The sequence below is a fragment of the Streptomyces sp. NPDC001157 genome (assembly GCF_053598255.1).
In genome coordinates this window covers 115003-130985 of record NZ_JBSFJW010000022.1, presented here as the reverse complement: position 1 = coordinate 130985, position 15983 = coordinate 115003, and the positions used below count along the sequence as shown (strand labels likewise).

Genomic DNA, 15983 nt, shown 5'->3' with positions numbered 1-15983 from the left:
AAGTGACGTAATCATGGCCAAGCGAATCGACGTAAGCGGACTCACCGCTTACTACGGCGCCCACAAGGCGATCGAAGACATCTCGATGACCGTCGAGCCCCGTTCGGTGACGGCGTTCATCGGTCCCTCCGGCTGCGGCAAGTCGACGTTCCTGCGCACGCTCAACCGTATGCACGAGGTCACGCCCGGCGGCCGGGTCGAGGGCAAGGTGCTGCTGGACGACGAGGATCTGTACGGGCAGGGCATAGACCCGGTGTCCGTGCGGCGCGAGGTCGGCATGGTGTTCCAGCGGCCGAACCCGTTCCCGACGATGTCGATCTTCGACAACGTGGCGGCCGGTCTGCGTCTGAACGGCTCGTACAAGAAGAGCGAGCTCGCGGACGTCGTCGAGAAGTCCCTCAAGGGCGCGAACCTCTGGAACGAGGTCAAGGACCGGCTGAACAAGCCCGGTTCGGGGCTGTCCGGTGGTCAGCAGCAGCGTCTGTGCATCGCTCGGGCGATCGCGGTCGAGCCGAAGGTGCTGCTCATGGACGAGCCCTGCTCGGCCCTCGACCCGATCTCCACGCTCGCCATCGAGGACCTGATCGGTGAGCTGAAGGACCGGTTCACGATCGTCATCGTGACGCACAACATGCAGCAGGCTGCACGTGTCTCCGACCGTACGGCGTTCTTCAACCTGGCGGCGGTCGGGCAGCCCGGCAAGCTGATCGAGATCGACGACACGGAGCGGATCTTCTCCAACCCGTCGGTCCAGGCGACGGAGGACTACATCTCCGGCCGCTTCGGCTGATCCCTCAAGACCCCTCGCGGTGCTGCATGGCGGTGCCACCGCGAGGACGATGAAGGGCCCGCCCCTGGCTCCCGGGGGCGGGCCCGTCGTCGTACCACCTGGGGGCTGCCGCCCCCAGACCCCCGCTTCCGGCCCTTAAGGGGCCTCGTCCTCAAACGCCGGACGGGCTGAAGGATCGGGCCCCAGCCGGCTGAAGGATGAAGCCATGGACGGGCTGAAGGATCGGGCCCCGCCCGGCTGAAGGATGAAGCCATGGACGGGCTGAAAGGTCAGCCCCGCCCGGCTGAAAGATCAAGCCCCGGCGTAGGAAAGAGATCAAGCCCGGCGTAGGAAAGAGATCAGGCCCCGGTCAAAGAAAAGACCAGGCCCGGGTCGGCACAAATCAGCCCCTCCGGCGTTTGAGGAGCGGGGGTCCGGGGGCTGGCCCCCGGGACGGGACGGGTAGGGGCGGCGGGGGCGAAGAACCCCCTACAGGAACGCCAGGTTCACGATCCCGAAGGAGCCCGCCGCCACCAGTGCGGCCGCCGGCATGGTGATGAACCAGCCCAGGATGATGTTCTTGGCGACGCCCCAGCGCACCGCGTTCACCCGCTTCGTCGCGCCGACGCCCATGATGGCCGAGGTGATGACGTGGGTCGTCGAGATGGGGGCCTTGAACAGATACGCCGTCGTGAACATGATCGACGCACCGGTCGTCTCGGCGGCGAAGCCCTGCGGGGGGTCGAGCTCGATGATCTTGCGGCCCAGCGTGCGCATGATGCGCCAGCCGCCGGCGTAGGTGCCGAGGGACAGCATCAGGGCACAGACGATCTTCACCCAGACCGGAATCGGGTCGGCGAAGGTCTGGTGGCCGGAAATGACCAGTGCCATCACGACCACGCCCATCGTCTTCTGCGCGTCCTGAAGGCCGTGGCCGAGCGCCATGCCCGCCGCCGAGACGGTCTGGGCGATGCGGAAACCGCGTTTGGCCTTGTGCGGGTTGGACCGACGGAAGATCCACATGATCGCCAGCATCACCAGATAGCCGGCGACCAGGCCGACCATCGGCGACACGAACATCGGGATGACGACCTTGTCGAGGACGCCGCTCCAGAGCACCTCGGTCCCGCCCGCGAGCGCCGCGCCGACCAGGCCGCCGAACAGTGCGTGGGAGGACGAGGAGGGCAGGCCGAAGTACCAGGTGATCAGGTTCCACACGATCGCGCCGGTGAGCGCCGCGAAGAGGATGCCCATTCCCCGGGAGCCCTCGGGCGTCTCGATCAGGCCTTCACTGACCGTCTTGGCCACGCCGTTGCCGAGGAACGCACCCAGCATGTTCATCGCCGCGGCCATCGCCAGCGCCGCCCGCGGCGTGAGCGCCCGCGTCGAGACGGACGTCGCGATCGCGTTCGCCGAGTCGTGGAAGCCGTTCGTATAGGTGAAGAAGAGCGCGACCGCGATGGTCACGACCAGAGCGAAGGTGTCCATGAAGGGGTCAGGACTCCTTGACGGCGATGGTCTCCACCGTGTTCGCCACGTGCTCGAACGCGTCCGCCGCTTCCTCCAGCACGTCCACGATCTGCTTGAGCTTGAGCACCTCGATCGCGTCGTACTTGCCGTTGAAGAGATGCGCGAGCAGCTTGCGGTGGATCTGGTCGGCCTGGTTCTCGAGGCGGTTGACCTCGATCCAGTACTCGGTCAGATTGTCCAGTGTGCGAAGGTTCGGCATGGCCTCCGCGGTCAGCTCGGCAGCTCGGGCAAGGACCTCGATCTGCTGCTCGACGCCCTTCGGAAGTTCCTCGATGTTGTAGAGGACGACCAGGTCGACGGCCTCCTCCATGAAGTCCATGATGTCGTCGAGGGACGAGGCGAGGGAGTAGATGTCCTCGCGGTCGAAGGGCGTGATGAACGAGGAGTTCAGCTGGTGGAAGATCGCATGTGTGGCGTCGTCACCCGCGTGTTCTGCGGCCCGCATACGCTCTGCGATCTCGGCCCGGGCAGGTCCGTCCGCCCCGAGCAGTTCCATGAGGAGCTTCGAGCCCGTGACGATGTTGTCCGCGGATGCGGCGAACATGTCATAGAAGCTCGTCTCCCTGGGGGTCAGACGAAAGCGCACGTGGGGTCCTCGGGATGCTTCGGTTTCGGTCAGGCTGATGCTAGGCGCATCATCCGGCCACGGCTAATGGGCCGTCCCCCAGTGTCGCCCATCGGGCACAGTGGTCGGCACGGGGGCGGTACGCAGACCCGGTCCCGGCAGGGGACAAGGGCCGTATACCCAGCAAAGTTCGATACCATATACCCACCAGGGGTATATGTCCGCATGTCTTACGGGAGGACGCGATGACGACCACCGAGGCCGGCGCGACGGCGCCCTCCGACGACAGCATGCAGAACGTGACGAACGCGACGCACGGCTACCACAAGCAGAAGGACGAGCACCTCAAGCGCCTGCGCCGGATCGAGGGCCAGATCCGTGGACTGCAGCGGATGGTCGACGAGGACATCTACTGCATCGACATACTCACCCAGGTGTCCGCCTCCACCAAGGCCCTGCAGTCCTTCGCGCTGCAGCTCCTGGAGGAACACCTGCGGCACTGCGTCGCCGATGCTGCCGTCAGGGGCGGTGACGAGATCGACGCCAAGGTGGACGAGGCGACGAAGGCGATCGCCCGGCTGCTGCGCACCTGAACCTGCCGGTGCGGGGCCTCCGGCTAGTCGCCGGAGGCGTCGCGCTCTTCGGCCACTTTCAGCACCTCGTCGATGCTCTCCAGGCTCAGCCGGTCCTCCGCGGCCGAGGCCGCGATGATCAGCTCTCCGCACAGCTCGATCTCGGCGAGGGCCACGTGGTCCTGAACTGCCGTACCGCCGACCGGAGCCACGTGCATCACCTCATCTCTGCCGTTACCGACTTCCTAGAGTAGGGAGCGGCCTACACACCGCGCATGGCACGGACGGGCTAGTTCTTGACGCCCGTCACTCATCCTCCAGCACGGTCTACTGCTCGGCGATCTTGCCTGCGTAGATGTCCTTCGAGGCCGGCAGCCGTACGTCGACGGGGGCCCCGAAGTCGTACAGCAGCGTCGTCGAGGCGACCGCGACGGTGCCCTTCTGGAGGCCGTTGACGAAGCTGAACCGGTGCCGGATCTTGCGGATGCGGCCCTGGTCGTCGAGGTAGACGTCGAACGGGACCTCGGCCGTGGCGAACCCTTTCGCCGCCGCGGCGAGGGCCTCCCGCACGCCCTTCGAGGCGTGCCGCGCCGCCAGGGTGAGGTCGGCGGTGCCGCGGTAGTGCCGCACCTCGACGCCGGCGAACTCGCTCCGGCCGAGATACGTCGCCCTGCGCGTCCCGCGCAGCAACTCGGCCGCGGCATAAGGGTCGGTGGCGCCGCCGGTCACCAGGTTGCCGTCGGAGAGGGTGGCCGTGTCCACCCGTACCCACTTGTCGGCGGGCACCCCCGCGCCCCGGTTCTTCATGAACAGGGCGCCGGGCGCGAGGAGTTCGGTGATCGGGCGGTGGTCGTCGGTGCCGGCCGGGCTCTGCGGGAGCTGTACCTTCAGCCGGCCGAGCTGCCGGCGGTAGTCGTAGTCGCCCTCGCCGCGGATGGTGACGCGGGTGCCGCCGATGGCCATCTCCATCGACGTGGTCGCCCTTGAACTGCTCGCTGCCACCAGGGTTTCGGCGGCGCGGTGCAGGGTCTCGACGGGGTCGGAGGCGCGGGGGTCCTCGGCGGCGGACCCGGTGCCGGAGCATCCGCCGGCCCCCATGCAGACACACACCATGAGTCCTGCCGTGACGACCGTCCCCCTGCGCTGCCGCTCCGCCATCGCCTGCCTACCCCCAGCCGGTACGTCCGTCACGGGCCCCCTGTCGTTCCGGATAACGACGGCTGGGTGGGGTCGTCACGCGCATACCGGCTCCGCTGCCGGAGGCGGCTGATGAATGCAGCCTCGGGGTGGGTAACGTTGTCACGTGGCGCAGCAGGAACATCGCACGACGACGGTCGAACAGGGCCGGTTCTGTATTGCTCGGTGCAGTTGTGGCTGGCGCGGGCCGGCCCGCAGAGCGCGCAGCCAGGCCCGGGCGGACGCCGAAGGGCATGTGAGCCTTCAGGCGTGACGCAACGTCGTCAGCAGTTCGTCGACCAGGGTGCGGTCGCGGTACTGGGTCAGCCGGCTGCGGGCCGCGGCGGGGGAGAGCCACAGGATGCGGTCCACCTCCGTGGTGGGAGTGAAGCCGCCCGAGACCGCCTCTGCCGCCCGGTAACGGATCTGTTTGGGGCGGCCGCCCGCGAAGTGGCGCAGGGTGGACAGCTCGGCGGGGCACGCCATGGCAGCCCGAGAGCACCTTGAGCGTCGTCCAGCCATGTACATGCAGGTCGTTGAACGCATGGCCGACGAAGCGTCGGCAAGGCCACCGCGCGCTGCCGTCGCCGAGCTGCGGAACATGGGACTGGCCGAGTCCCAGCAAGGCAGGGGAACGGTCGTACCTGCCTCCAGCCAAGGCATGCCCGCAACCAGCGTGGACCGCACTATCCACCGTACAGCGAAGGGGAGTTGGAGCCTTCCGGGGACGGCCGAGGCGGAACCGCCCGCTGTCAGCAGGACCGCACTCGACGGGCGCCCCGCGCCCCCTGTTGGGCCAGCAGGACCAGGACGCCATCAGCGTCGACCGCATGCTCTACGACCGGGTGACCGGTACCCGCACGGCTCACCGTGTCCTGATCCCCATGGCCACCGCCGTCGAGGTGCCCACCGTGGCCGAGCAGCCCGACGTCGAAGTCAGCGACCTGTACTGCCAGCTCGCCGAGGCCGCACCCAGTCTCTCGTTCACCGAGCACGTAACCGCCCGCACCCCGTACCCGGACGAGCGCCGCACTCGGACTCAGGGACGCCAGCCCCCTTCTGATCACCTACCGCATCACCGCCGACGCAGGCCAGGACCGCCCTCTGCTGTGTGAAGAGCTGAAGGCGCCCGCCGCCACCTGCCAGCTCACCTTCCCCGTCACGCCGACGAAGCCGGCCGGCCAGCGTAGCGCCGGCGCCCATCGGAATCACCGTAGAACAGTCAGCAGCCCCAGGAACGACGGAGGCCGCAGTCTACTTCGAGACTGCGGCCTACCTGCGCTGCGATTCCTTTGGCTCCAACAAGATCGACGCCCACAATCGGCGATGACGCCCACGCGATTACGAGCTCTCGTGCCCGCGGTCCAACCTGTATTCACCAACCAGGCACGACCATGTCCCCTGTTCGCTCGGATCTTCCCAAAAAACCGCGCCATCGATAATTTTCGGTTCGGCAGGTCGCTCTGTCCCGGGCACCACAGGAAGCCCCACGGAATAGAACTCGACATAGATGGTTGGGATCCGATAGGCCATTTCGTAGAGGATTTCCACCTCGGGCGCCAGCGGGTCTACACCGAAGCCCACTGTCATTCCCGATTCATCCCGGAGGAAGATTTCTGCAAAACCTTCCTCGTTTGGATTCGAATACGTGATGAAGGGTTTTTTGTCAAACCCTGCAGATAGATCCCTTACTACTCTTCCGGCAAGCTCTTCCAGGTTCGGCACAGGCGAATCCTCGATTGTGAAGGCGTGACTACGCCTGAGGGGCCCCAAGGGGATAACCAGGCTATGTCAGATCAGTGTCACCGTAAAGTCGAAGACAGTCGTGATCTCCTTCCGGCCACCAGCAATCTTGAAGTCCTCTTGGACCGTCAGCACGTAGTGGCTGGTGTTCACCTGGAATGAGGAGTGGACCAAGTAGCTTGCCGGAATGGGGCCGTGACTGTCCGAATAGCCGAAACCGCGGCCGTTCCGGGTTGCCGTGGCGGTCTCAGTCATCGGTCCGGTTGCCTGTGCTGCCACGTTCGTGTGCAGTTTCAAGCCCCAGGCGAAGTGCATATGATCGCCATCGTTATAACGAACCTGCCCAGTGAAGTGCCCATATTGCGAGTCGCCGCGGTAATCAGGAGACTGAGGCGTAAAGGTATGCGTCGGTCCTGACTTGATTGACTTTTCAACCGGGCGTGAATCTCCGTCTGTGAAGGTTCGGCTTTCGGTGCGTTCGGTCACCGTGACCGCAGTCGTACGGAGCGGCTGCTTAGAGGTGTCGGCAGATTGCTCCGCAGCGGAAGCGGTAGCAGTCAGTGTCGCCATGGCCGCCACGGCAAGGGCTAGACTTGACACTCTTTTTGCGATTTTCAATTCTCTCCCCAAAAATGTCGCCTGGTCAGTGATCGACATCGGGGAATCTATCAATCATGTGTTGTACATTCAATCAATTTAGGGGAGGTCGAAATCACTGGCTTACCAGGGAACTGCCGACGCTCGTTTCGCGTCGCACCATCTGCACTGGAGACCTCCAGGATGGCTGTTCAGATGTTCTGGACATGAGCGGTGTAGGTGGGGACGAGAAGCTCATCGCGGGTTACGCCGCCTACACCACCTCGGACGAGTACGGCACCGCTGCAGCCGGCGAGGCTCCCGCGTCGATCGAGTCGGTCAGCTGGGCCGTCTCCGGTGCCCCGGTCGGTGCCTCCGTCTCGGACAGCATCAAGTTCGGCTGCTGAAAACCTCTTCCGCAGCTCGCCCGACCGGGCCTTGCCCGTTCCTCACCGGTACAGCGTGAGCGGTCGGCGACCGTCGTGGACTGTCAGCGCTGGTTGCTGTCGGACGGCCCACAGACGCCTCACTCCGGGCATCACCGGAGCGAACGCCTACCACCGGCGACGACGAAGCCCGCCGAGCGGTAGGCGTAAGACGCCTCAGTCCAGTCTCTTCCCCATGCGCGCCGAAAACTTCTCTGTGTCCTTCGTGTGCCACCACTCGAATAGGTGGGTGCGCACAAGGAACCCGAGGTAGTTCAGGGTGTCCTCGGTGAGGTCTCCGCTCACCAGACTCGCTTCATGACCCTTGTAGTCGAGTGAGACTTCCCAGAGCTGTCCTGAGACACTGACCTGAATTTTCAGAAGCAATTTCGGGAAGACAGACGGCACCTTTACGTCAAGGACTTCAAGGGAGGTTCCTCCTCCCTCGCTCTGTAGCCCTGAAAGCTTTTGGGTGAGCGCTTCCCTCACTTGCTCCTGGGTGGCCATTCAGGTCCTCTCAGCACTTTGCGCCCGCTGAAGCTGCCGCTACGGCTGGTGTTGTGTACTCTACCGTGGCCGTGATGATTCCCTGCGGTGTCAGACCGCCCGGCCTCCCTCCAAGGGGGCCCTTGTTGACAACCACCTTGAAGTTCTTCGTCGGCGGCTTCGAGGAGCAGCCGCTGCCTACCTTGTACCGGTAGTACACCCCAGGTGTCTTCTCGTAGCCGTTGAAGAGGGTGTCGCTTATCTTGTTGCTGAAGCTGGTGCTCCAGCGCCCGCGCTCAACTATGTGGTTGTAGCCCCAAGTCTTCGTTCCGCAGCGCAGAGGCATCTTGCTCGGGCCGATCCAATAGGTGTAGGCGACCTTTGAGTAATGCTGCCTCTGGCAGGGATCTGATGCGCTCGCCACGGCAGCCGCGGCATTGGTCGAAACGTGAGCTGTAACGGCTGCGGGCATCTCGTCGGATGCGTTCGCAGCTGTAGGCGTGGTGAGCAGGACAGCTGCTCCTGCTGCCGCGATGAACGTCGCTGTGGACTTGCGGAAATGCGTGGCGCGCACGTTTTCTCTTTTCGGTGCAGATACTTCTGTGTGTCTCCTGTGGGTTTACTCATCCTCTCTTCCCAGTATTTACAGGTGCAAGCGGTTTCTTGGTGATCATCTTCACGCTTTGAAGTGGAACCGATATGCTGAGTTATTCATCTCGTGCGGGATGCCTGGCGTGTTCAAGAGGGTGGGCAGCCTCGTGGAGGGCGATCTCGTTCCTCCCGAAGGGGCGGATCTTGCGAGTTGGAGGGCATACCGACGCTGCGGACGCTCGCCCCCAAGCTGGGAGAGCCGAATCGAGGATGGCAGTACGCGGGTGGCATGCAGTGGCATCGGGTGAACCCAGCCGGGCACGGTGTAGCCCGACGCCTGCTTACGGTCCACACGCTTTCCAACTGTGGTGGGGTCAGGAAGCGGGTGCAGGGGCGTTCACGGGCGGTCGGCCTGCGGGCTCGACTCGGGGATCGGTCTCGCCTGAACCGACGCGAACGACGGTGAATGAGAAGGAAAGTGAGACGGGGCACCCGCGATGGACCGAGCAGCCGCGCACCGTCCAGGTAAAGCCACACCGCCGGCTCACCGTGCGGCCCCGTATGCGCCACCGCACGCACCACCCGCACATCGAGGCCCAGCTCCTCAGGCGCCCCGGTCACCTCGCGAGCAACCTCGTTCGCTTCACTCCACGGCGACACGTGGTCAACCCACAGGACGTCGGCGGAGTGTGTGTCACCCGTGAGGACGACTGGGGCGTCATGCAGCCATGGGGCGAACGGGTCCGGGTCGAGGCGCCGCGCGAGTCGTTCGGCCTGCCCTTGGAGCCATCGTGCGGCGAGGGCTTCGCACCGGTAGCCGACCAGGTGGGGCGCGGTTGGGGTGTACGAGATAGCACGTAACTGCCGGGGCTTGCGGCCTGAGGCGTGGCGTCCGCTCACAGCTTGCCGTAGCTGCTTTTTTCGACGACGAGCAGGGCGCCCGGTGTTCACCGGGCGCCCTGTTTGTTCGGTCCTGCTTCAGTGCTGCTTCAGCGCTTGTCGGCTCAGCCGCGGAAGCCGAGGAGATCGTGCAGACGGGCACCGCTCGGCGCCGTGGCCGGCTGTCCGGCGGTCACCGCGGACATCGCCGAGGCCGCGGCCTCCGGCTTGGGGTCGGGGGTCTTCTTGCAGACGGCGTCGGCCACACCGCTGCCGCGCGGCACCGTGCCGTCGGTGAGGTACTTCACCAGGTACTTGTCGAGGCAGGCGTTGCCGCTCAGCGAGATGCCGTGGTTGCCGCCGCCCTGTTCCACCACCAGGCTGGAGTGCTTGAGCAGACGGTGCGCGGTGACGCCGCCCTGGTACGGGGTGGCCGCGTCGTCCGTCGCCTGGAACAGCAGCACCGGAGGCAGCTTGCTGTTGGCGACGTTCACCGGCTTCAGCGACTTCGTCGGCCAGAACGCGCACGGCGCGTTGTACCAGGCGTTGTTCCAGGTGTTGAACGGAGCCTTCTCGTACACGGCCCAGTTGTCCTTGCGCCACTGGTTCCAGTCGTGCGGCCAGGAGACGTCGCGGCACTGCACGGCGGCGTAGATGCTGTAGCCGTTGTCACCGGAGGCGTCGATGGCGGCGATGCGCTCGTATGTCTTGATGAGCAGGTCGGTCTTCTTGTCGTTCACGTAGGACGCGAACGCCTTGGCCAGCATGGGCCAGTAGCCGTTGTAGTACCCGCCGGGCAGGAAGGTGTCCTCCAGCTCGGCCGCGCCCACCTTGCCGCCGGCGGGCGTCTTCGCCAACTCGGCCTGCATCGCGTACCACTTGGCCTCGATCTTGGCCGGGTTCGTGCCGAGCTTGTACGTGGAGTTGTACTTGGCGATCCACGCCATGAGCGCCTTGTGCCGGGCGTCGAAGGCGTAGTCCTGCCCGATGTTGTCGTCGTACCAGACTCCGTCGGGGTTGACGATGGAGTCCAGCACCAGGCGGCGCACCCGGTTCGGGAAGAGCTTGCCGTAGACCTGGCCCAGGTAGGTGCCGTACGAGTAGCCGAAGTAGTTGATCTTCTTCGCGCCGAGCGACTTGCGGATCGAGTCCATGTCCTTCACGGCGCTGATCGTGTTGATGTACGGCAACACGTCCTTGTACTTGGTGCCGCAGGCCTTGGCGAAGGACTTGGCGCGCGCGAGGTTGGCTTTCTCGATCGCGGCCGTGCTGGGCACGGAGTCCGGGCGGACCGGGTTGAAGTAGCCCGGCACGCAGTCCAGGGCGGGCTTGCTCTTGCCGACGCCGCGCGGGTCGAAGCCGATGACGTCGTACTGGCTCGCGACCTGCTTGGGGAGCGCGGACGCGACGAAGCCGGCGAGGGTCAGGCCGCTGCCGCCGGGGCCGCCGGGGTTGACCAGCAGCGGGCCCTGGTAGTGCTGCGCGGTGTGCGGCACGCGGGACAGGGCGATGGTTATCTTCCGCCCCTGGGGCCTGGCGTAGTTCAGGGGCACCTTCACCGAAGCGCACTGGAGGGTCGGGTAGTCGTCCGTGCCGCACTTCTTCCAGGTGAGGCTCGACGCCTGCGCGGACTGCGGGGCGTCGGCCTGGGCCGGGACGGCGGTGAGCGAGCCGGCGAGGACGACGGTCGCACCGCACAGCACGGCTGTACTTCTTCTCATGAAGATCCTTCAGAGCATGGGGGGTTGGGCAAGGATCGGAAGGCTGGCGATCCTGGCGTGATCTTTTCGGAAAAGCGTGCCGCCGGAGAACATCCCGACCGAAGATTTGAACCAGCTGTGATCCGGCGGCCCCGGCCGCGTGGACGACACGGAGGGGGCGCCCGGCCGACTGCGGGGCGCCCCCTCGCTCATGCCACCGTACGGGTCGCGCCGCTCAAGTCGCCGTGCAGGTCACCGTCGGTACGCTCCCGCCCCCCGGCGCCCCGCCGAACCCGAGGCTCGCCGAACCGCCTGCGGCCACCGTCCCGTTGGTTCGTGGCGGTCACCGTCGCCTGTCCGTGACCACGAGACCCTCCCGGCCCGCTCCACCGCCGTGATCTACCTTGCGATGATGGCCCGCCGCCTCACCAGAGAATCCACTCCAACCTGGTGAGGCCCCTGATGCCTCGTCAAAACCGCCTCTCAGGACGAACCATCATGAGAAAACGCCCTCTTGCTGAAAGCAAGACGGCCCCCCTCTCACCTGGGGTTCCGAGAGGGGGGCCGTCTCCATACCGACTGACCTGCGTCATACCGCTGTCATACGGGATCCTTCGCCCTGTAGGACACCCGCATATCCGGTACGACTCCCGGTTCTTCGTGGCGGTTCCTCCAAGCCAGTTCGAGCATGTTGGCCGCGATGGTCAGCGCCCCGCGCTGCTCCTCGCCAGGCTCGGGAGCCTTTGCCGGCTGTGCCGCCACCCAGTCAGCAACGCTGACAGTCGACGGGCCGTCCCAACCTCGCTCCTCCTGCTCACTCATCACAGCCCCCTCGCGTCCTCGTTCGTGGCGATCGCGATCAGGGCAAGGGGGATCATGTCTCGGTCCCTGGGGTGTGTGACTCGTTCACGGGCCTCGTCCGGCGTGAGCCAGACGAGGTCACTGATTTCGTCGTTGGGCGTGAAGGCTCCGCCGGTTGCCTCAGCCACCCAGTAGCGGACTTCTTTGAGCCGGCCCTGGTGATCGACGTACAGAGCTGACGGAAGCGCCGCCCCCAGACGGCACGTCTGGCCCGTTTCTTCCAGCACCTCACGATGGGCTGCCTCTTCGTGGGTCTCGCCCCTCTTGAGCTTGCCCTTGGGCCAGGACCAATCAGCCCACTTAGGCCTGTACACCAACGCCAGTTCCAGTTGATGCGTGGGCGAACGACGCCAGAGTACGCAGCCCGCCGCATGGACCACAGAGGCACGTCCCATGGCTTCCCCTACGTTGCCGTGTTGCTTCCAGATGCCCTCTGACCTGCGGATTTGTTCACGGTTGACGATCATACGGGTCGTCGTACCTCGGCCGGTGGACGAGGCAGACCTCCAGCTCGCCGTCGACCGGTGAGCGTCGCCACAGGACGCAGCCGGCTGCCTGGATGGTGTCGTTGGTGTGGGTCACGGGTGGGTCACCGCCTCCTTCGACAGGGGTTTGGGGCGCCGGGGTGACCGGCTCAGGGCGTGCTCACCGCCTGCTTCTGCCAGCACTGCTGGAAGGCGAAGCGGGCCGCCTCCACTTCGTGGCGCTGGTCGGCGTGGAGCACTCCGAGTGCGTACGCCGTCGCCGGGGCGATCCGGGGGGTACGGGCCGCCGAGGCCGCGGCCGCCGCCGCCTCCGAGGCGTCGCGGTGCCGGTCCAGGGCCTGGCCCGCGGTCAGCAGGCGCAGGTCGATCGGGCCGCCGGTGCCGTGGAGGGCCTCGCGGGCGTAGCGGTGCAGGCGCAGCAGCAGGCGGACCTGGTGCCAGGGGGCGTCCTGGGGGTGCGGGGACGGGTCCGGGGAGAGGCCGTGGATCAGGGCCTCCGCGTTGTAGGGGCTGCCCGCGGTGACGAGGGGGAGCGCGGTGATGGCGTCGGTGAGGCGCTCCTCGGCGGCTTTGGCGAGGGGGCGGAGGTCGGTGGTGGGGGCCGTGGGGGTGAGGGGGACTTCGCTGGCCAGTACGGCGATTTTGTCTGCGACGGCGTGGAAGCGGGAGGAACCCAGTGCCTGGAGGGCGGTGCTGTGGGCTCGGGTGCGGGCGAGGGTGAGCTGGCGCTCCAGCAGGGCGCCTGCTTTGGCCGCGCCGACTGTCAAGTTTCCGCGGTCTGTTGTGGGCGTGGGGGTCGGGGGGCCGGCGGTGCCGGGTGCCGCTTTCAGTGGGACGGGTGCCGCCCCGGCGGCACGACTGCCCGCAGCTACGTCGGCACGGCTGCCCGTAGCTGCGTCCGCGGTGGCGGGAACACCGATCGTGGCTGCCGCCTGGGCCGGGAAAACCGTTGCCCCCGACAACCGATGCAGTGCCAGCAACAGCCGTTCCTGCCGTGCCGCGTAGGCGTGTTCCATCGTCAATGTGCCGGACAGCCAGGCCAGTTCGGGCTGGAGGGACTCCGACCATTCCGTTTCCAGGAGGGGGCGGAACGTGTGCAGGCTGCCGCTGATGCGGCGGACCGAGCGGCGCAGGGCGCGGGCCGCGTCGACGGAATCCTCCGTGCCGTTGCCGCTCGCACCGCCGGCTTCCCGGTGCAGCCGCAGGGCGCGGAGGAACTCCGTGGCCTGGGCCCGCAGGTAGCCCGCGAGGGCTTCGCCTGCCACGGGCCCGGCCGTGGGGTCCGTCGGGTCAAGGTGTTGCTGTGCCACGCCGGCGCCTCCGGGCGTCTATGAGCATCTCCTGGATGTTTCGCAGGGGCCCGCCGTCCGCGTCGGTGGCATGCCGCACCCACTCGCCGTCCGGGCCGAGGTGCCAGGAGGCGGTGGTGTCGGACATGCCGGTCTCCAACAGCCGGTTCAGGGCTGCGCGGTGGGCCGGGTCGGTAACCCTGACCAGGGCCTCGATACGGCGGTCGAGGTTGCGGTGCATCATGTCGGCGCTGCCGATCCACACTTCCGGTTCGCCGCCGTTGCCGAAGGCGAAGACCCGGGAGTGTTCGAGGAAGCGGCCAAGGATCGAGCGGACCCGGATGTTCTCCGACAGGCCCGTGACGCCGGGGCGGATCGCGCAGATGCCGCGGACCCAGACGTCGACCGGCACGCCGGCCTGGGACGCTCGGTAGAGCGCGTCGATGAGGGCCTCGTCGACCATCGAGTTGACCTTGATGCGGATGAAGGCCGGACGCCCCGCACGGTGGTGCTGGGCCTCCTTGTTGATCCGCGCGATCAGGCCGTCGCGCAGGGACTTGGGGGCGACGAGGAGACGGCGGTACGTCTCGCGGCGCGAGTAGCCCGAGAGACGGTTGAACAAGTCCGAGAGGTCCGCGCCCACTTGGGGATCTGCCGTCAGCAGGCCGAGGTCCTCGTAGAGCCGGGCCGTCTTGGGGTGGTAGTTGCCCGTGCCGACGTGGCTGTAACGCCGTAGCGTGTCGCCTTCCTGACGGACCACCAGGGACAGCTTGCAGTGGGTCTTCAGGCCGACCAGGCCGTAGACGACGTGGCAGCCGGCCTCCTCCAGCTTGCGCGCCCACTTGATGTTGGCGTGCTCGTCGAAGCGGGCCTTGATCTCGACCAGGACGAGGACCTGCTTGCCGGCCTCGGCCGCGTCGATGAGCGCGTTGACTATGGGGGAGTCGCCGGAGGTGCGGTACAGGGTCTGTTTGATCGCGAGGACGTCGTCGTCCTCGGCCGCCTGCTCCAGAAACGCCTGCACCGACGTCGAGAAGGAGTCGTAAGGGTGGTGCAGCAGCACGTCCCGGCTGCGCAGCGCGGCGAAGATGTCGGGCGCGGACGCCGACTCGACCTCCGCGAGGTCGCGGTGGACGCCGGCGACGAACTTGCGGTACTTCAGCTCGGGGCGGTCGAGGCCGGCGACCCGGAAGAGGCCCGTGAGGTCCAGGGGACCCGGCAGCGGGTACACCTCGGCCTCGGAGATCTTCAGCTCGCGCACCAGCAGGTCCAGGACCTCGCGGTCGATGGACTCCTCGACCTCCAGGCGCACCGGCGGCCCGAAGCGGCGGCGCATGAGCTCCTTCTCCAGGGCCTGGAGCAGGTTCTCGGCGTCGTCCTCCTCGACTTCCAGGTCCTCGTTGCGGGTGAGGCGGAAGGCGTGGTGCTCCAGGACCTCCATGCCAGGGAACAGCTCCTCCAGGTGGGCGGCGATGACGTCCTCTATGGGGACGTAGCGCCCGGGGGAGCTCTCCAGGAAGCGGGAGAGCAGCGGCGGGACCTTGACGCGGGCGAAGTGCTTGTGGCCGGTGACCGGGTTGCGTACGACCACGGCCAGGTTCAGGGAGAGGCCCGAGATGTACGGGAAGGGGTGCGCGGGGTCGACCGCGAGGGGGGTGAGCACCGGGAAGATCTGGTGGCGGAAGAGGGTGAACAGGCGGGCCTGCTCCTTCTCCGTCAGCTCGCTCCAGCGGACCAGGTGGATGCCCTCCTCCGCGAGCGCGGGGGCGACGTCCTCGTGGTAGCAGGCGGCGTGCCGGGCCATGAGTTCGCGGGAGCGGGCCCAGATCATCTCCAGCACTTCGCGGGGCTGGAGGCCGGAGGCGGAGCGGGTGGCGACACCCGTCGCGATACGGCGCTTGAGACCGGCCACCCGGACCATGAAGAACTCGTCCAGGTTGCTCGCGAAGATCGCGAGGAAGTTGGCGCGCTCCAGCAGGGGGGTGTTCGGGTCCTCGGCGAGTTCGAGGACCCGCTCGTTGAACGCCAGCCAGCTGCGCTCCCGGTCGAGGAAACGACCCTGCGGCAACTGAGGGCCGTCGTACGGCGACTCCTCGTAGGCATCGAGATCTGCATCGATGTCGGGTTCCAGGTCGGAGACCGCGGCGGCCACCGTGTGCGGGCGGTGCGCGGCTATGGAGCCCACGGAGGGCTGCGCGTGCTGGACCTGTGCCTGGGCGGTTTCTGGCTGACTCATGAACCCATTCTTCCGCGTTCCCGGAGAAACGGGCGCGTCGGAAAGCGCGGGCGGGAGTGCCTTGACGGGCGGGAGGGCGTCCCCGTTCCCCGCGGACCCC

17 protein-coding genes and 2 pseudogenes are annotated in these 15983 nt (G+C 66.7%); 4 read left to right on the top strand and 15 right to left on the bottom strand.

From position 1 onward, the window contains the following. Positions 1–13: 13 nt before the first annotated feature. Complete coding sequence (gene pstB, locus ACWDAG_RS31325; protein ID WP_450698896.1) at positions 14–790, top strand: phosphate ABC transporter ATP-binding protein PstB; 777 nt, start codon at positions 14–16, stop codon at positions 788–790. A 468-nt stretch (positions 791–1258) separates the two neighbouring features. Here the strand turns inward: pstB and ACWDAG_RS31320 are convergent, their stop codons facing one another. Both ACWDAG_RS31320 and ACWDAG_RS31315 read right to left on the bottom strand, forming a co-directional pair. Further along, entirely contained in the window at positions 1259–2257 is a 999-nt protein-coding gene (locus tag ACWDAG_RS31320; protein WP_450698895.1) for an anion permease, read from the bottom strand. Positions 2258–2264: 7 nt separating this feature from the next. Then, positions 2265–2885 carry a DUF47 domain-containing protein gene (locus ACWDAG_RS31315; RefSeq protein WP_450698894.1) on the bottom strand — a complete coding sequence of 207 codons (621 nt, stop codon included), beginning with the start codon at positions 2883–2885 and terminating at the stop codon, positions 2265–2267. Positions 2886–3109: 224 nt separating this feature from the next. On the opposite strand from ACWDAG_RS31315, the gene ACWDAG_RS31310 reads away from it, so the two are divergent. Next, complete coding sequence (locus tag ACWDAG_RS31310) at positions 3110–3457, top strand: metal-sensitive transcriptional regulator (RefSeq protein WP_450698893.1); 348 nt, start codon at positions 3110–3112, stop codon at positions 3455–3457. A gap of 23 nt (positions 3458–3480) precedes the next feature. Here ACWDAG_RS31310 and ACWDAG_RS31305 read toward each other — a convergent pair whose 3' ends face one another. From ACWDAG_RS31305 to ACWDAG_RS31295, 3 genes and pseudogenes are all read right to left on the bottom strand, one after another. After that, positions 3481–3648, bottom strand: coding sequence for a hypothetical protein (locus ACWDAG_RS31305; RefSeq protein ID WP_199931950.1), 168 nt, complete (start codon positions 3646–3648; stop codon positions 3481–3483). A 115-nt stretch (positions 3649–3763) separates the two neighbouring features. Beyond that, the gene (locus tag ACWDAG_RS31300; protein ID WP_450698892.1) at positions 3764–4594 is read right to left on the bottom strand and encodes a hypothetical protein; all 831 of its coding nucleotides are present in this window, start codon (positions 4592–4594) and stop codon (positions 3764–3766) included. Positions 4595–4876: 282 nt separating this feature from the next. After that, positions 4877–5083, bottom strand: a pseudogene (locus ACWDAG_RS31295) (DNA mismatch repair protein MutT); the annotation flags it as partial. 320 nt (positions 5084–5403) lie between these two features. Here ACWDAG_RS31295 and ACWDAG_RS31290 point away from each other — a divergent pair. After that, entirely contained in the window at positions 5404–5727 is a 324-nt protein-coding gene (locus tag ACWDAG_RS31290; RefSeq protein WP_450698891.1) for a hypothetical protein, read from the top strand. Positions 5728–5953: 226 nt separating this feature from the next. On the opposite strand, the gene ACWDAG_RS31285 is transcribed toward ACWDAG_RS31290, so the two are convergent. Beyond that, the gene (locus ACWDAG_RS31285) at positions 5954–6337 is read right to left on the bottom strand and encodes a hypothetical protein (RefSeq protein ID WP_450698890.1); all 384 of its coding nucleotides are present in this window, start codon (positions 6335–6337) and stop codon (positions 5954–5956) included. Between the two features lie 66 nt (positions 6338–6403). After that, positions 6404–7012 (bottom strand): hypothetical protein, encoded by a 609-nt coding sequence (locus ACWDAG_RS31280; RefSeq protein ID WP_450698889.1) that lies wholly within the window; start codon positions 7010–7012, stop codon positions 6404–6406. 146 nt (positions 7013–7158) lie between these two features. On the opposite strand from ACWDAG_RS31280, the gene ACWDAG_RS31275 reads away from it, so the two are divergent. After that, positions 7159–7338, top strand: coding sequence for an LxmA leader domain family RiPP (locus tag ACWDAG_RS31275; RefSeq protein WP_450698888.1), 180 nt, complete (start codon positions 7159–7161; stop codon positions 7336–7338). A gap of 195 nt (positions 7339–7533) precedes the next feature. On the opposite strand, the gene ACWDAG_RS31270 is transcribed toward ACWDAG_RS31275, so the two are convergent. From ACWDAG_RS31270 to ACWDAG_RS31235, 8 genes and pseudogenes are all read right to left on the bottom strand, one after another. Then, on the bottom strand, positions 7534–7863 hold the full coding sequence (locus ACWDAG_RS31270) for a hypothetical protein (protein ID WP_450698887.1): 330 nt from the start codon (positions 7861–7863) through the stop codon (positions 7534–7536). Between the two features lie 10 nt (positions 7864–7873). After that, positions 7874–8416 carry a hypothetical protein gene (locus ACWDAG_RS31265; RefSeq protein WP_450698886.1) on the bottom strand — a complete coding sequence of 181 codons (543 nt, stop codon included), beginning with the start codon at positions 8414–8416 and terminating at the stop codon, positions 7874–7876. A 1021-nt stretch (positions 8417–9437) separates the two neighbouring features. Beyond that, entirely contained in the window at positions 9438–11033 is a 1596-nt protein-coding gene (locus ACWDAG_RS31260) for an alpha/beta hydrolase (RefSeq protein WP_450698885.1), read from the bottom strand. Between the two features lie 579 nt (positions 11034–11612). Then, positions 11613–11834, bottom strand: a complete 222-nt coding sequence (locus ACWDAG_RS31255) for a hypothetical protein (protein ID WP_450698884.1) — start codon at positions 11832–11834, stop codon at positions 11613–11615. Continuing rightward, positions 11834–12268 (bottom strand): NUDIX hydrolase, encoded by a 435-nt coding sequence (locus ACWDAG_RS31250; RefSeq protein WP_450698916.1) that lies wholly within the window; start codon positions 12266–12268, stop codon positions 11834–11836. The genes ACWDAG_RS31255 and ACWDAG_RS31250 overlap by 1 nt, the downstream gene beginning before the upstream one ends. Positions 12269–12347: 79 nt before the next feature. Further along, positions 12348–12455, bottom strand: a pseudogene (locus ACWDAG_RS31245) (DNA mismatch repair protein MutT); the annotation flags it as partial. Positions 12456–12507: 52 nt separating this feature from the next. Continuing rightward, complete coding sequence (locus ACWDAG_RS31240) at positions 12508–13668, bottom strand: CHAD domain-containing protein (protein WP_450698883.1); 1161 nt, start codon at positions 13666–13668, stop codon at positions 12508–12510. Beyond that, positions 13649–15883 carry an RNA degradosome polyphosphate kinase gene (locus ACWDAG_RS31235; RefSeq protein WP_450698882.1) on the bottom strand — a complete coding sequence of 745 codons (2235 nt, stop codon included), beginning with the start codon at positions 15881–15883 and terminating at the stop codon, positions 13649–13651. Before ACWDAG_RS31235 ends, ACWDAG_RS31240 begins: the two co-directional genes overlap by 20 nt. Between the last annotated feature and the right edge of the window lie 100 nt (positions 15884–15983).

Excerpts from the sequence above, each read along its gene's own strand:
- ACWDAG_RS31320 (WP_450698895.1), bottom strand. The coding sequence starts at position 2,257 with ATGGACACCTTCGCTCTGGTCGTGACCATCGCGGTCGCGCTCTTCTTC.
- ACWDAG_RS31310 (WP_450698893.1), top strand. The coding sequence starts at position 3,110 with ATGACGACCACCGAGGCCGGCGCGACGGCGCCCTCCGACGACAGCATG.
- ACWDAG_RS31275 (WP_450698888.1), top strand. The coding sequence starts at position 7,159 with ATGAGCGGTGTAGGTGGGGACGAGAAGCTCATCGCGGGTTACGCCGCC.
- ACWDAG_RS31300 (WP_450698892.1), bottom strand. The coding sequence starts at position 4,594 with ATGGCGGAGCGGCAGCGCAGGGGGACGGTCGTCACGGCAGGACTCATG.
- ACWDAG_RS31235 (WP_450698882.1), bottom strand. The coding sequence starts at position 15,883 with ATGAGTCAGCCAGAAACCGCCCAGGCACAGGTCCAGCACGCGCAGCCC.
- ACWDAG_RS31250 (WP_450698916.1), bottom strand. The coding sequence starts at position 12,268 with ATGGGACGTGCCTCTGTGGTCCATGCGGCGGGCTGCGTACTCTGGCGT.
- ACWDAG_RS31280 (WP_450698889.1), bottom strand. The coding sequence starts at position 7,012 with ATGTCGATCACTGACCAGGCGACATTTTTGGGGAGAGAATTGAAAATC.
- pstB (WP_450698896.1), top strand. The coding sequence starts at position 14 with ATGGCCAAGCGAATCGACGTAAGCGGACTCACCGCTTACTACGGCGCC.
- ACWDAG_RS31255 (WP_450698884.1), bottom strand. The coding sequence starts at position 11,834 with ATGAGTGAGCAGGAGGAGCGAGGTTGGGACGGCCCGTCGACTGTCAGC.
- ACWDAG_RS31260 (WP_450698885.1), bottom strand. The coding sequence starts at position 11,033 with ATGAGAAGAAGTACAGCCGTGCTGTGCGGTGCGACCGTCGTCCTCGCC.
- ACWDAG_RS31270 (WP_450698887.1), bottom strand. The coding sequence starts at position 7,863 with ATGGCCACCCAGGAGCAAGTGAGGGAAGCGCTCACCCAAAAGCTTTCA.